Annotated in this window: 11 protein-coding genes; 6 read left to right on the forward strand and 5 right to left on the reverse strand. The window is 71.9% G+C overall.

The window, feature by feature from the left end; all coding sequences use genetic code 11:
- Positions 1–165: 165 nt before the first annotated feature.
- Entirely contained in the window at positions 166–447 is a 282-nt protein-coding gene (locus AB5J55_RS31700; RefSeq protein WP_019755624.1) for an HPr family phosphocarrier protein, read from the reverse strand.
- Between the two features lie 190 nt (positions 448–637).
- Here AB5J55_RS31700 and AB5J55_RS31705 point away from each other — a divergent pair, with 190 nt between their 5' ends.
- The 4 genes from AB5J55_RS31705 to AB5J55_RS31720 are packed head-to-tail and all read left to right on the forward strand — an operon-like array spanning position 638 to position 6,016.
- Positions 638–3,484 carry a GNAT family N-acetyltransferase gene (locus AB5J55_RS31705; RefSeq protein ID WP_369273884.1) on the forward strand — a complete coding sequence of 949 codons (2,847 nt, stop codon included), beginning with the start codon at positions 638–640 and terminating at the stop codon, positions 3,482–3,484.
- Positions 3,485–3,536: 52 nt separating this feature from the next.
- Complete coding sequence (locus AB5J55_RS31710) at positions 3,537–4,124, forward strand: DUF5998 family protein (protein ID WP_328422510.1); 588 nt, start codon at positions 3,537–3,539, stop codon at positions 4,122–4,124.
- A gap of 1 nt (position 4,125) precedes the next feature.
- On the forward strand, positions 4,126–5,319 hold the full coding sequence (locus AB5J55_RS31715) for an alkaline phosphatase family protein (protein WP_369273885.1): 1,194 nt from the start codon (positions 4,126–4,128) through the stop codon (positions 5,317–5,319).
- Positions 5,320–5,374: 55 nt separating this feature from the next.
- Positions 5,375–6,016 (forward strand): thymidine kinase, encoded by a 642-nt coding sequence (locus AB5J55_RS31720; protein ID WP_369273886.1) that lies wholly within the window; start codon positions 5,375–5,377, stop codon positions 6,014–6,016.
- A 43-nt stretch (positions 6,017–6,059) separates the two neighbouring features.
- Here AB5J55_RS31720 and AB5J55_RS31725 read toward each other — a convergent pair whose 3' ends face one another.
- Positions 6,060–6,863, reverse strand: coding sequence for a VOC family protein (locus AB5J55_RS31725; RefSeq protein WP_369273887.1), 804 nt, complete (start codon positions 6,861–6,863; stop codon positions 6,060–6,062).
- Positions 6,864–7,158: 295 nt separating this feature from the next.
- Here AB5J55_RS31725 and AB5J55_RS31730 point away from each other — a divergent pair, with 295 nt between their 5' ends.
- Positions 7,159–8,010 carry a sulfurtransferase gene (locus tag AB5J55_RS31730; RefSeq protein ID WP_369273888.1) on the forward strand — a complete coding sequence of 284 codons (852 nt, stop codon included), beginning with the start codon at positions 7,159–7,161 and terminating at the stop codon, positions 8,008–8,010.
- 135 nt (positions 8,011–8,145) lie between these two features.
- Here the strand turns inward: AB5J55_RS31730 and sepH are convergent, their stop codons facing one another.
- The 3 genes from sepH to AB5J55_RS31745 form a co-directional block, all read right to left on the reverse strand.
- A complete protein-coding gene (sepH, locus tag AB5J55_RS31735; RefSeq protein WP_369273889.1) occupies positions 8,146–9,186 on the reverse strand; it encodes a septation protein SepH in 1,041 nt (346 codons plus the stop codon).
- Positions 9,187–9,649: 463 nt separating this feature from the next.
- Positions 9,650–10,969 (reverse strand): D-arabinono-1,4-lactone oxidase, encoded by a 1,320-nt coding sequence (locus tag AB5J55_RS31740; protein ID WP_369273890.1) that lies wholly within the window; start codon positions 10,967–10,969, stop codon positions 9,650–9,652.
- Complete coding sequence (locus AB5J55_RS31745) at positions 10,929–12,167, reverse strand: MFS transporter (protein WP_369273891.1); 1,239 nt, start codon at positions 12,165–12,167, stop codon at positions 10,929–10,931. The genes AB5J55_RS31740 and AB5J55_RS31745 overlap by 41 nt, the downstream gene beginning before the upstream one ends.
- Before the next feature lie 220 nt (positions 12,168–12,387).
- On the opposite strand from AB5J55_RS31745, the gene AB5J55_RS31750 reads away from it, so the two are divergent.
- Entirely contained in the window at positions 12,388–13,515 is a 1,128-nt protein-coding gene (locus tag AB5J55_RS31750; RefSeq protein ID WP_369273892.1) for a ferrochelatase, read from the forward strand.
- Positions 13,516–13,521: the final 6 nt, after the last annotated feature.

Here is a 13,521-nt window from a genome sequence, read left to right on the forward strand (position 1 = left end):
GGGATATTCGGAGGCGGTAATTTACGCTGCCCTTTTTCAGGTGTGCGGGTAATTCTCGGCCGCCAACCTCAAAAAGCGGGGCCGCCTGCCGAAAACAGCGAAGCCGCGCCCGCCGGAAAGGCGGACGCGGCTTCACCGCTTGTTGTGGCGTCCCGCTCAGGTCCTTCAGACCGTCTCGGGCAGCTCCTCGAGGCCCTCGGAGACCAGCTTCGCCAGACGGTCGAGGGCGGCGTCCGCACCCTCGGCGTCGGAGGCGAGGACGATCTCCTCGCCGCCCTGGGCGCCCAGGCCCAGGACGGCCAGCATGGAGGCCGCGTTGACGGGGTTGCCGTCGGCCTTGGCGATCGTCACCGGGACGCCTGTGGCCGTGGCGGCTCGGACGAAGATGGAGGCGGGGCGGGCGTGGAGGCCCTCGGCCCAGCCGACGTTGACGCGGCGCTCAGCCATGTGATGCTGCCCTTCGGTGTTCAGGGTTGTCTAGACCAGTTTCCCACACCCGTGAAGCACGACGGAACTGGACGAACGTCTGACGAACGTCCCCTCCTGAGGTGACCGTGGGGTCGCGGCCTCGACCCCACGTACGTCCTGAACAGACTGCCTCGCGCCGTTGTCGTACGCGAGCCGTACTCTGGGCCCCATGCAGAGCGCCTCGGACAGGCACGCGTACCCCGCCCACTGGGAAGCCGACGTGGTGCTGCGCGACGGCGGCACCGCGCGCATCCGCCCCATCACCGTCGATGACGCCGAGCGCCTGGTCAGCTTCTACGAGCAGGTGTCGGACGAGTCGAAGTACTACCGCTTCTTCGCGCCCTACCCGCGACTGTCCGCAAAGGACGTCCACCGCTTCACGCACCACGACTTTGTGGACCGGGTGGGACTCGCGGCCACGGTGGGCGGCGAGTTCATCGCCACCGTACGCTACGACCGGATCGGCGCCGACGGAATGCCCGCGTCCGCGCCCGCCGACGAGGCCGAGGTGGCCTTCCTCGTCCAGGACGCCCACCAGGGCCGCGGCGTCGCCTCCGCCCTGCTCGAACACATCGGCGCCGTCGCCCGCGAGCGCGACATCCGCCGCTTCGCCGCCGAGGTACTGCCCGCCAACAACAAGATGATCAAGGTGTTCACGGACGCCGGATACACCCAGAAACGCAGCTTCGAGGACGGCGTCGTCCGCCTGGAGTTCGACCTGGAGCCGACGGACCGCTCGCTCGCCGTGCAGTACGCGCGCGAACAGCGCGCCGAGGCACGGTCCGTACAGCGGCTGCTGGTGCCCGGCTCGGTCGCCGTCATCGGCGCCGGCCGCACCCCCGGCGGGGTGGGCCGCAGCGTCCTGGGCAACATCAGGGACGCCGGGTTCACGGGACGGCTGTACGCGGTGAACAGGGCGTTCCCGCACGACCTCAAGGAACTCGACGGCGTGCCCGCGCACCGCTCCATGCGCGACATCGACGAACAGGTCGACCTCGCGGTGGTCGCCGTGCCGGCCGCGTACGTCCCCGACGTGGTCGCCGAATGCGGCGAGCACGGCGTGCAGGGGCTGGTCGTGCTCTCCGCCGGGTACGCCGAGAGCGGGCCGGACGGCCGCGAGCGGCAGCGTGAACTCGTACGGCAGGCACGCGCGTACGGCATGCGCATCATCGGACCGAACGCCTTCGGGATCATCAACACCTCCGCCGACGTACGGCTGAACGCCTCCCTGGCCCCCGAGATGCCCCGCCCGGGCCGCATCGGGCTGTTCGCGCAGTCCGGCGCGATCGGCATCGCGCTGCTGTCCCGGCTCCACCGGCGAGGCGGCGGCGTGACCGGCGTCACCGGTGTGTCGACCTTCGTCTCCTCCGGCAACCGCGCCGACGTGTCCGGCAACGACGTCCTTCAGTACTGGTACGACGACCCGGACACCGACGTCGCCCTGATGTACCTGGAGTCCATCGGCAACCCGCGCAAGTTCAACCGCCTCGCCCGGCGTACGGCCGCGGCCAAGCCGTTGGTCGTGGTGCAGGGCGCGCGACACGGCGGCGCGGCGCCGCAGGGCCACGCGGTGCGCGCCACGCGGCTGCCGCACGCCACGGTGTCCGCGCTGCTGCGGCAGGCCGGCGTGATCCGGGTGGACACCATCACCGAGCTCGTGGACGCGGGCCTGCTGCTCGCGCGGCAGCCGCTGCCGACCGGGCCGCGGGTGGCGATCCTCGGCAACTCCGAGTCGCTGGGACTGCTGACGTACGACGCGTGCCTCTCCGAGGGGCTGCGGCCACTGCCGCCGCTGGATCTGACGACGGGCGCGTCCGCGGCGGACTTCCACGAGGCGCTGTCGCACGCGCTCGCCGACGAGACGTGCGACGCGGTCGTCGTCACCGCCATCCCGGCGATCGGCGACGCGTCGACCGGTGACGCCGAGCTGGCCCAGGCCCTGCGGTCGGCGGCCGAGCAGGTGCCGGGGAAACCGGTGCTGGTGGTGCACGTCGAGCTGGGCGGCCTCGCCGAAGCCCTGTCGGCCGCGGCGAGCACCGCACCGCAGGCGGACCGGAAGGCGCCCGGCGCCATGATCCGTCCCCATCCGTTCCGTCCCCTGGACTTCCAGTCCGTCAACCCGGCCGAGCAGTCGGACACCCCGCAGAGCCCGACGACCCTCATCCCCGCCTACCCCGCCGCCGAGCGCGCCGTCCGCGCCCTCGCCGAAGCCGTCAACTACGCGCAGTGGCGACGCGACGCGGCCGACCCCGGCAAGGTCCCCGAGTACGAGGACATCGACGAGAAGGGCGCCGCCCGGCTGATCGGTGGACTGCTCGCGCGCGGGCAGGGACTCACGCTCGGCACGGACGAGACCTGTGACCTGCTCGGGAAGTACGGCATCGACGTGCACCGCGCCCTGCACGCGCCCACCCCCGACGCCGCCGCGGACGCCGCCCGCACCCTCGGCTACCCCGTCGCCCTCAAGGCCACCGCCCCGCACCTGCGGCACCGCGCCGACCTCGGCGGCGTACGGCTCGACCTCGCCGACGAGGAGCAACTGAGGCGGGCGTACGCCGAGTTGAGCGAACTGTTCGGCAGGCCGGAGGAGCTGCGGCCGGTCGTGCAGAGCATGGCACCGCGCGGCGTCGACACCGTCGTACGGGCCGTGATCGACCCGGCGGCCGGCGCCGTGCTGTCCTTCGGGCTCGCCGGAGCCGCCTCCCAGCTGCTCGGGGACATGGCGCACCGGCTGATCCCGGTCACCGACCGTGAGGCGACCTCGATCGTCCGCTCCATCCGGACGGCACCGCTCCTCTTCGGCTGGCGAGGCTCCGCTCCCGTCGACACACCTGCGCTGGAGGAGCTCCTGCTGCGGGTGTCGCGGCTGGTCGACGACCACCCGGAGGTCGTCGCGGTCACCCTGGAACCGGTCGTCGTCGCCACCCACGGCCTGAGCGTGCTCGGCGCCTCCGTACGCCTCGCGCCGCCGCCCGCCCGGGACGACCTCGGGCCGAGGACCCTGCCGACGTACTGAGAGCGCCCTCAGCGGTGCCTCGCAGTCAGTGCGCCCCCGTAGGATGGGCGTCATGGCCAAGACCAGTACGACGACCCAGGGGCTGCGTGCGGCGATCGAGCGCAGCGGCTACTACCCGGCCCTCGTGGCCGAGGCGGTGGAGGCCGCTGTGGGCGGCGAGCCCATCCGGTCGTACCTGGTCCACCAGGAGACGACGTTCGACCAGAACGAGGTGCGGCGGCACGTGACCGTGCTCGTCCTCACCCACAACCGCTTCATCGTCAGCCACACCGACGAGCAGGCCGCCGACAGCACCTCCCCGACGCCGTACGCGACGACGTCCACCGAGTCCGTGAAGCTCGGCCGGATCTCCTCGGTCGTCGTCAGCCGCGTCGTCGCCAACCCGGAGTCGTACACGCCGGGCACGCTGCCCCGCGAGATCGTGCTCACCATCGGGTGGGGCGCGGTCGCCCGGCTCGACCTGGAGCCCGCCGCCTGCGGGGACCCCAACTGCGAGGCCGACCACGGCTACACGGGCAGCTCCACGGCGGACGACCTCAGCCTGCGCGTCAGCGAGGCCGGCGACGGACCGGAGACCGTGCGCCAGGCGCTCACCTTCGCGCAGTCGCTCTCCGAGGCGACCGCGGACATCGCCCGCTGAGATGATCCAGCCCACCGCCTGGGACTCCCACCCGGAACCCCTCGCCGTCGACTCCGCGCCCGCCCCCGAGTACGGCAGCGGCTCGCTCGCCGACCTGCTGCCCACGCTGGCCGCCGGCATGGCCGTGCCGGAGATGACCGCCGCGATCCCCGAGCTGACCGCCGCCGACCGCGCCTGCGTGTTCCTGATCGACGGCCTCGGCTGGGAGCAGCTCAAGGCGCACGCCGACGAAGCGCCGTTCATGACGTCGCTGCTGAGCAGCTCGCGCGGCGGCACCGGGCGCCCGATCACCACCGGCTATCCCGCGACCACCGCGACCTCCCTCGCCTCCGTCGGCACCGGTCTGCCGCCGGGCGCGCACGGCCTGCCCGGATACACCGTGCGCAACCCGGAGACGGGCGAGCTGATGAACCAGCTGCGCTGGCAGCCGTGGACGTCACCGCGCGTCTGGCAGCCCTACCCCACGGTCTTCCAGCTGGCGCAGCAATCCGGCGTGCACGCGGCGCAGGTGTCGTCGCCCACCTTCCAGAACACCCCGCTGACCAAGGTCGCGCTCAGTGGCGGAACGTTCCTGGGGCGGCTGACCGGCGAGGACCGTATGGACCTCGCGGCCGAGCAACTGGCCGCGGGCGACCGCTCCCTGGTCTACACGTACTACGCCGAACTCGACGGCGCCGGCCACCGCTACGGCGTCGACTCGGACACCTGGCGCGGCCAGCTCATGTACGTCGACCGGCTCGTCCAGCGCCTCGCCGAGCAGCTGCCCCCGCGCACCGCGCTCTACGTCACCGCCGACCACGGCATGATCGACGTGCCCTTCGACGAGCAGCACCGCATCGACTTCGACGAGGACTGGGAGCTGCGCGCCGGCGTCGCCCTGCTCGGCGGCGAGGGCCGCGCGCGGCACGTGTACGCGGTGCCCGGCGCCGCGAACGACGTCCTGACGTGCTGGCGCGAGGTGCTCGGCGAGCAGTTCTGGGTGGCCTCCCGGGACGAGGCGATCGCGGCGGGCTGGTTCGGTCCCACGATCGACGAGCGGGTGTACGGACGGATCGGCGACGTGATCGCGGCCGCACGGGACGACGTCCTGATCATCGCCTCCGAGCGGGAGCCGAAGGAGTCGGCGATGGTCGGCAACCACGGTTCGATGACCCCCGCCGAGCAGTTGATCCCCCTGCTCGAAGTACGCTCCTGAAACTCCCGTAGCCCGCCGTGGCCGACGCTCTCCGCCGAAAGGTGCTCAACTCAACATGCCCGAGCTGGTGTTCTTCTCCGGAACGATGGACTGCGGGAAGTCGACGCTGGCTCTCCAGATAGAGCACAACCGTTCGGCGCGTGGGCTCGCGGGCATGATCTTCACGCGTGACGACCGCGCGGGCGAGGGCAAGCTGTCCTCGCGGCTCGGCCTGGTCACGGACGCCGTGGAGGTCGAGGACGGCGTGGACCTGTACGCGTACCTGGTCGACCACCTCTCCAGGGGCGGCCGCGCGGACTACGTCATCGCCGACGAGGCCCAGTTCCTCGCGCCCGACCAGATCGACCAACTCGCCCGCGTGGTCGACGACCTGGGCCTGGACGTCTACGCCTTCGGCATCACGACCGACTTCCGCAGCAAGCTGTTCCCCGGCTCGCAGCGCCTGGTGGAACTGGCCGACCGGGTCGAGGTGCTGCAGGTCGAGGCCCTGTGCTGGTGCGGCGCCCGCGCCACGCACAACGCCCGCACGATAGGCGGCGAGATGGTCGTCGAGGGCGCCCAGGTCGTCGTCGGCGACGTCAACCAGGCGGACGCCGTCGGCTACGAGGTCCTGTGCCGCCGCCACCACCGACGCCGTATGACGGCGGCGAGCGCACGGGCGGCGGCGCTGTCCCCGGACGTCCTGCCGGTGCAGTAGGTCCGAGCCGAGGTCCCGTTCGGCGGCCTCGCTCCCGAACCCGTCAGCGCGGGTCCTGGATCAGGGAGAAGCGGGCGCCCTCGGGGTCGGCCACCGTGGCCACACGGCCGTGGGCGCTGTCGTGGGCCGGCCTGAGTACATGGCCGCCGAGCTCGACGACCCGGGCCAGCGTCTCGTCCGTGTCGGCGACCTCGAAGTACGTCACCCAGTGCGGGCCCCGGTCGCGCGGCAGGGAGGTGCCGACGCCGTGGATTCCGGCGACCGGGCGGCCGTCGATGAGCAGGGTGACGTAGTCGAAGTCGGCGGAGACCACCGGCTCCTCCTCGTAGGCGAACACGGTCTCGTAGAACTTGGCGACGTTCACGGACTCGAAGGTCAGCAGCTCGTTCCAGGCCGGGGTGCCGGGCACGCCCGTGATGGCCGTGCCGCGGTGTTCGGCCCCCTGCCAGATGCCGAAGACGGCGCCGGACGGGTCGGAGCAGATCGCCAGCCGGCCGGCCTCGGCGGCGTCCAGCGGGCCCACGCCGACCGTGCCGCCGCACAGCCGTACCGTGTCGGCGGTCTGGCCGACGTTGTTCGAGGCGAGGTAGGGCGTCCAGGCGATGGGGAGGTGGCGGTCGGGCGGCAGCTGGCCGATGCCGGCCACCTCACGGCCGTTCAGCAGGGCCCGCACATAGGGGCCGAGTTGCTGGGGGCCGGGCTGGAACTCCCAGCCGAACAACGCTCCGTAGAAGTCCTGGGTCGCGGCCAGTCCGTGCACCATCAGACTCACCCAGCAGGGCGTGCCGGGCGCGTGCCGAGCGTGCGTCTCGCCGTTCGGGCCGGCCGACCCCCGTGCCTCGGTCATCGTCACTCTCTCCTCGGCCCCTCGCGGTGGCCGTGTCGCTTCCGCTGTCCGGACCCCCGTGCCGATGCTCGCACCACCCGTGGCCACGTGCGCTGCGGGCGCGCCGCGCACGGCGGCCGGTGCCCGGAGGATGCCCGGTGTGCGATTTACCGCCCGTTTCCGTGCGATTGCCGTCGGATGTCGATCGGCTGTACAGCATGTGCCTGATCCCGTACGCCTCGTGATCGGGCCTGTCCGGCGGGCAGAGTAACCGGACCGCGACGATGGGGCCACCCCGTGCGCAAGGATGGTGGCCATGAACGCCATCATCTCCGCATCAGAACTCGCCGGCGAACTGACGGGCGACGAACCCCCGGTGCTGCTCGACGTCCGCTGGCAGTTGTCCCTGGCCAAGGCGTCCGGTGAGCCGCCGTTCGACGGCCGGGCCGAGTACGGGGCCGGGCACATCCCCGGCGCGGTCTACGTCGATCTGGACCGGGAACTGGCCTCCGCGCCCGGTTCGCGCGGGCGTCACCCGCTGCCGGACTTGGCCGAATTCGGTGCGGCGATGCGGCGGGCGGGCGTGACGTCCGGGACGCCGGTGGTCGTGTACGACGGCGGGCAGGGCTGGGCGGCGGCCCGGGCGTGGTGGCTGCTGCGCTGGACGGGTCACCCCGACGTGCGGGTCCTCGACGGCGGGTTGCCCACCTGGGAGGGACCGCTGGAGACGTCCGTGCCGACCCCGGCCGAGGGCGACTTCGAGCCGGCACCGGGAGCCACGGAACTGCTCGACGCCGACTCTGCCGCGGCGCTCGCCCGGTCCGGGGTGCTGCTGGACGCGCGGGCGGGGGAGCGGTACCGCGGCGAGGTCGAGCCGATCGACCCCGTCGGCGGCCACATCCCGGGCGCCCTGTCCGCCCCCACGAACGAGAACGTGGCCGCGGACGGCCGCTTCCGCCCCGCCGCGGAACTCGCGGCACGCTTCAAGGCCCTGGGGGCGACCGAGGGCACCGCGGTCGGTGTGTACTGCGGCTCGGGCGTCTCCGCCGCGCACCAGGTACTGGCACTGGAGGTCGCCGGCATTCCGGCGGCGCTGTACGTCGGTTCGTGGTCGGAGTGGTCCTCGGACCCGTCGCGGCCGGTGGCCGTGGGGGCGGATCCGCAGTAGGGCGTGACGGGCTGGGGAGCGGGGCGACGACTCGGCCGGAACCACCAGCGGCACCACCCCGCACAGCACGAGGGCCGCGCTGCAACCAGCGCGGCCCTCGTTGCCGTACGGCCGCGTCCACAGCCGTACGACCGACTACTCCTGCTTCTTCCTCCGCGTCCCGAACACGATCTCGTCCCAGCTCGGTACCGCGGCGCGGCGGCCCGGGCGGACGCCGTCCGCTTCGGCCTGGCGGTCCGTGGCGCCGATGAGGCGGTCGCGGTGGCTGCCGACGGAGCGGGGCATCAGGACGTCCGCGTAGGCGGAACCGGCCGAAGCGGCAGGGGCGGGAGGTTCCTCCGCGTCCGGCTCGGTGGGGGGTTCCTCCACCTCGGGCTCCGGCGGGCGCTCCGGCACCACCATGTCGCCGCGGAAGCTGGGCACCGCTTCCAGCAGGCTGGTGAGCGAGTCCCGTTCCTCCGTGGTCTCCTCGACCGGATCGGAGGCCTGAGCCGGCAGGCTCGGGCGCTCTGTGCGTTCGAGGGCACGGTCCATCGACCGCTCGCGCGGAAGCCGGGCGATACGCGGCACGAACGGGAAGCTGGGCTCCGGCGCGGCGAGATCCTCGGACTCGCCGATCAGCGAGCGCGCCTCCTCGTCGACGGCCTGGACGAGCCGCCGGGGCGGGTCGTACGTCCAACTCGCCGAGTGCGGTTCGCCCGCCACCAGGTAGACCAGCAGTACTTCCCAGGTGCCGTCGTCGCGGCGCCACGAGTCCCACTGCACGGTGTCCTTGTCGGCGCCGCGCAGCAGCAGCCGCTCCTGGACGGCCTCGCCGAGCTGCGGACCGGCGGCGTTCTCGCCGGGCCGGCGGACGGGAGTCTTGCGGGCCCTTTCGGCCATGAAGGCACGCTCGGCGAGCACGGGGCCCTCGAAGCGCCGTACGCGGTCGACGGGGATGCCGGCGAGTTGGGCGACCTCTTCCGCGGTCGCACCAGCGCGTATACGCGCCTGGATGTCGCGGGGGCGGAGATGGCTCTCCACCTCGATCTCGATCTGGCCGAGGCGTGGACGGTCGCCGCGCACGGCGGCGCGCAGGCGTTCGTCGATCGGAAGCGTGTACTCCGTTGCGTCGGCAGCCTTCAGCACCAGCCGTGTGCCGTCATTGGAGACGGCCACGACACGCAGTTCGGGCATGGGGACCTCCCGGGTGGTGCCTGCCGACGTCACGTGCGTCGCTGCTTCCGCTAGTCGAGTGTGGCCTGCCCGGGTGCAGCCTGCCACAACCTTGCCGAGTTGCCCGGCGTGTCGGGCACGGGCCCTGGATCGCCGTTATGGCACGGTTACCTATTCGCAACGCTAAGTGACCAACTCCGTCACCCTGTGCAACTAGCCCCCTCCCGGCGGTCCTTGAAGGCCACGGACGCCCAGGCGGGAGACCGGACCCAGGGCTCGCAACAGTACTCCATTTGGGCCACGTGCGTGGATTGGCGCGCCGCCCAACTTCTGGCAAGAAGTGTGACTCGGCCGTCCGTTGGGCGGTTTGCGGATCTTGAACGTGGCGTACTTCACGCAAACGTCGGAAACGGAACCAATGCTTTCGTCCGTACGCCGCCCAACAGCGAAGTCGGTTGACCGAGCGGGTCGAGCCGGTTGGGCGCTACGTTCCCAACACCCGCCGCAAGTAGTCGTTCTGGAACCGGCGGTCGGGATCCAGCCGGTCCCGCAGGGCCGTGAACTCGCCGAAGCGCGGGTATACCTGAGCGAAGTACTCGGCGTCCCGCGTATGCACCTTGCCCCAGTGCGGGCGCCCCTCGTGCGCGGTGAAGATGTGCTCCGCGGTGGTGAAGTACCGCTGGTACGGCGCGCCCTTGACCATGTGGACGGCGATGTACGCACTGTCACGGCCCGAGGCGGTGGACAGCGTGATGTCGTCGGCCGGCGCGGTGCGCACCTCGACCGGGAAGCTGACCCTGAGGCCGGAGCGCTCGACCATGGCCTTCAGTTCGAGCAGCGTCTCGACGACTGCCTCGCGCGGGACGGCGTACTCCATCTCCACGAAGCGCACCCGGCGCGGCGATGTGAAGACCTTGTACGGGATGTCGGTGTAGGTCCGCGCGGACAACGCCTTGCTGGAGACCCGGGCGATCGTCGGGATGGTGGCGGGCGCCGCGCGGCCGACCCACTGGGCCACCTGGAAGACGCCGTTGGAGAGGAACTCGTCCTCGAACAGGCCCCGGAGCTGGGGTACCGGCTTCTCCGGGCCCGCACTGCGGTTGTTGCGCTTGGTGTTGGTGCTGCCGGTGTGCGGGAACCAGTAGAACTCGAAATGCTCGTTCTCGGCCCAGAGTTCGTCGAAGTCCGACAGGACCTTGTCGAGCGGCATCGGCTCCTCGCGCGCGGAGAGCAGGAAGATGGGCTCGACGGCGAAGGTGATCGCGGTGACGACGCCCAGGGCGCCGAGGCCGATCCGGGCGGCCGCGAAGACCTCGGGGTTCTCCTTCTCGGAGCAGGTGAGCACCGAACCGTCTGCCGTGACCAGTTCCAGGGCCTTGATCTGGGCGGCGATCGAGCCCGACTCGCGGCCCGTGCCGTGGGTGCCGGTGCTGGTGGCGCCGGAGACCGTCTGTTCCATGATGTCGCCCATGTTGCAGAGCGAGAGCCCCTCGCGCGCGAGGGCCGCGTTGAGCCTCCTGAGCGGGGTGCCCGCCTCCACCGTGACCGTCATGGCCTCCCGGTCGATGTCGCGGATGCCGGTCAAAAGCTGAGGGCGGATCAGCACGCCGTCGGTGGCGGCAATGGACGTGAAGGAGTGTCCGCTGCCGACCGGCTTCACCTTCAGGCCGTCCTCGGCGGCCCGGCGTATCGCCGCCGCCAACTCCTCGACGGAGGCGGGAGTGACCTCCCGCGCGGGGCGGGCGGCAACCGTGCCGCCCCAGTTACGCCACGTGCCGTTCCTGCCGCTCGCTGTGCTGCTCAACGGTGCCTCCCCGACGCGGAGCCGGCTTGCTGAGCCGGCGGTACCCCAGGAAACCGACCACGACCGCGACGGCCCCGGACACCGCCGGGACCCCGTACCCGGCGCCCGCACCGGCGGCGTCGATCACCCAGCCGGCCGCGGAGGAGCCGAGCGCGACTCCGACCGCGAGCCCGGTGCTCACCCAGGTCATGCCCTCGGTCAGTTGCGCGCGTGGTACGTGCTCTTCGATCAGGGACATGGTCGTGATCATCGTGGGAGCGACGGCCATGCCCGAGACGAACAGCGCCACGGCCAGAAACGGCAAGTTTCCGACCAGTAGGAGGGGGATCATACTCACGGCCATCGCGCATATGCCCAGCAGCCAACGACGTTCGGGCGCCCCCTTGAAGCGCAGCAGCCCGAACACGGCGCCCGCGGCGCAGGAGCCGGCCGCGTACAGGGCGAGCACGATGCTCGCGGCACCCTTGTGGCCCTGCTCCTCGGCGAAGGCCACGGTGACCACGTCGACGGCACCGAAGATCGCTCCGGTCGCCACGAACGTGGCCACCAGGACCTGGAGCCCGAGCGAGCGCAGCGCCGAGCCGTCGTCGTGGTGCTCGCGCGGGTGCGGTGCGGGCTCGGTTGCCCGCTGTGCGGTCAGCCAGAAGACGCCGACCGCCAGGAAGCAGCCCGCGAGCAGCGGCCCGGCCTCCGGGAACCACGCCGTGGACAGACCGATGGAGATGATCGGCCCGAAGATGAAGCAGACCTCGTCGATCACGGACTCGAAGGAGTACGCGGTGTGCAGCTGAGGCGTCCCGCGGTATATGGCGGCCCAGCGGGCACGGGTCATCGCCCCGATGCTCGGCACGCAGCCGATGCCGACGCACGCCACGAACAGCACCCAGTCCGGCCACTCGTAGTGGGCGGCGAACAGCAGCAGGGCCGCCGCCACGAGCGCGATCAGCGTCGCGGGACGCAGCACCCGCCGCTGCCCGTACCGGTCGACAAGTCGCGAGACCTGCGGACCCGCCACCGCTGCGGCGAGCGCGATGGTGGCGGACAGCGCGCCGGCGAGGCCGTACCGCCCGGTCAGCTGGGACACCATGGTCACGACGCCGATGCCCATCATCGACAGCGGCATCCGGCCGAGGAACCCCGCGGCGGAGAAGCCCTTGGAGCCGGGGGCGGCGAACAGGGCGCGGTAGGGGCTCGGCACGGGGGTCTCCGGTCAGGCAGGAGCAGCGGGGCTGCGGTGGCTCGGGGTGGTGCAGGCGTGCGGGCGCCCGGCAGGGCGTGAAGGCGCCCCGTAAGGCGTGTGGATGGCCGATACAGCTTACGAGTTAGGTGACCCTAACGCACCCGCTCGGACGCAAGGGGAACCCGGGTGGTCACCCCGCCGTTTCCAGGCTGTCAGTACCGGATGACAGGATCGATCCATGCCAGACGTGCGCGATGCCACCCCCTACGACGCCCTGCTCCTGCTCTCGTTCGGCGGTCCCGAGGGCCCGGACGACGTGATCCCGTTCCTGGAGAACGTCACCCGCGGGCGGGGCATCCCCACCGAACGCCTCAAGGAAGTCGGCGAGCACTACTTCCAGTTCGGCGGCGTCAGCCCCATCAACGACCAGAACCGCGCCCTGCTGGACGCCCTGCGCAAGGACTTCGCCGAGCACGGTCTGGATCTGCCCATCCACTGGGGCAACCGCAACTGGGCGCCGTACCTGACGGACACGCTGCGCGAGATGGTCGCCGACGGCCACCGCCGCATCCTCGTCCTCGCCACCAGCGCCTACGCGTCCTACTCGGGCTGCCGGCAGTACCGCGAGAACCTCGCGGACTCGCTCGCGGCCCTCGAGGCCGAGGGCCTGGAACCGCCGAAGATCGACAAGCTGCGGCACTACTTCAACCACCCCGGCTTCCTGGAGCCGATGATCGACGGCGTGCTCGGCTCCCTCGCCGACCTCCCCGAGGACGTGCGGGGCGGCGCCCACATCGCGTTCTCCACCCACTCGATCCCGACCGCTGCCGCCGACAGCTCCGGCCCCGTCGAGGACCACGGCGAGGGCGGGGCGTACGTCGAGCAGCACCTGGACGTCGCGCAGCTGATCGTCGACGCCGTACGCGAGCGCACCGGCGTCGACCACCCCTGGCGGCTCGTCTACCAGTCCCGCTCCGGCGCCCCGCACATCCCGTGGCTGGAGCCCGACATCTGCGACCACCTCGAGGAACGGCACGCCGCCGGCGTCCCGGCCGTCGTGATCGCCCCCATCGGCTTCGTCTCCGACCACATGGAGGTCCTCTACGACCTCGACACGGAGGCCAAGGCCAAGGCCGAGGAGCTGGGCCTGCCGATGCGCCGCTCGGCCACCGTCGGCGACGATCCGCGGTTCGCCGCCGCGATCCGCGACCTCGTCCTGGAGCGCGCCGCCGTGGAGCGCGCGGAGGACGTCACGCCCTGCGCTCTCGGCGCCCTCGGCGCGAGCCACAACCTCTGCCCGGTGGGCTGCTGCCCGTCCCGCGCACCCAGGCCCGCCGCGGCGGGCGCCGACAGCCCCTACGCATGAGGAGCC

Origin of the sequence: Streptomyces sp. R11, from assembly GCF_041051905.1 — a bacterium.
Taxonomy (GTDB): Bacteria; Actinomycetota; Actinomycetes; order Streptomycetales; family Streptomycetaceae; genus Streptomyces.

What these genes read in the sequence shown, in the direction of transcription:
- AB5J55_RS31730 (WP_369273888.1), top strand. Translation starts at nt 7,159, where the DNA reads ATGAACGCCATCATCTCCGCATCAGAACTCGCCGGCGAACTGACGGGC.
- AB5J55_RS31720 (WP_369273886.1), top strand. Translation starts at nt 5,375, where the DNA reads ATGCCCGAGCTGGTGTTCTTCTCCGGAACGATGGACTGCGGGAAGTCG.
- sepH (WP_369273889.1), bottom strand. Translation starts at nt 9,186, where the DNA reads ATGCCCGAACTGCGTGTCGTGGCCGTCTCCAATGACGGCACACGGCTG.
- AB5J55_RS31750 (WP_369273892.1), top strand. Translation starts at nt 12,388, where the DNA reads ATGCCAGACGTGCGCGATGCCACCCCCTACGACGCCCTGCTCCTGCTC.
- AB5J55_RS31705 (WP_369273884.1), top strand. Translation starts at nt 638, where the DNA reads ATGCAGAGCGCCTCGGACAGGCACGCGTACCCCGCCCACTGGGAAGCC.
- AB5J55_RS31710 (WP_328422510.1), top strand. Translation starts at nt 3,537, where the DNA reads ATGGCCAAGACCAGTACGACGACCCAGGGGCTGCGTGCGGCGATCGAG.
- AB5J55_RS31700 (WP_019755624.1), bottom strand. Translation starts at nt 447, where the DNA reads ATGGCTGAGCGCCGCGTCAACGTCGGCTGGGCCGAGGGCCTCCACGCC.
- AB5J55_RS31715 (WP_369273885.1), top strand. Translation starts at nt 4,126, where the DNA reads ATGATCCAGCCCACCGCCTGGGACTCCCACCCGGAACCCCTCGCCGTC.
- AB5J55_RS31725 (WP_369273887.1), bottom strand. Translation starts at nt 6,863, where the DNA reads ATGACCGAGGCACGGGGGTCGGCCGGCCCGAACGGCGAGACGCACGCT.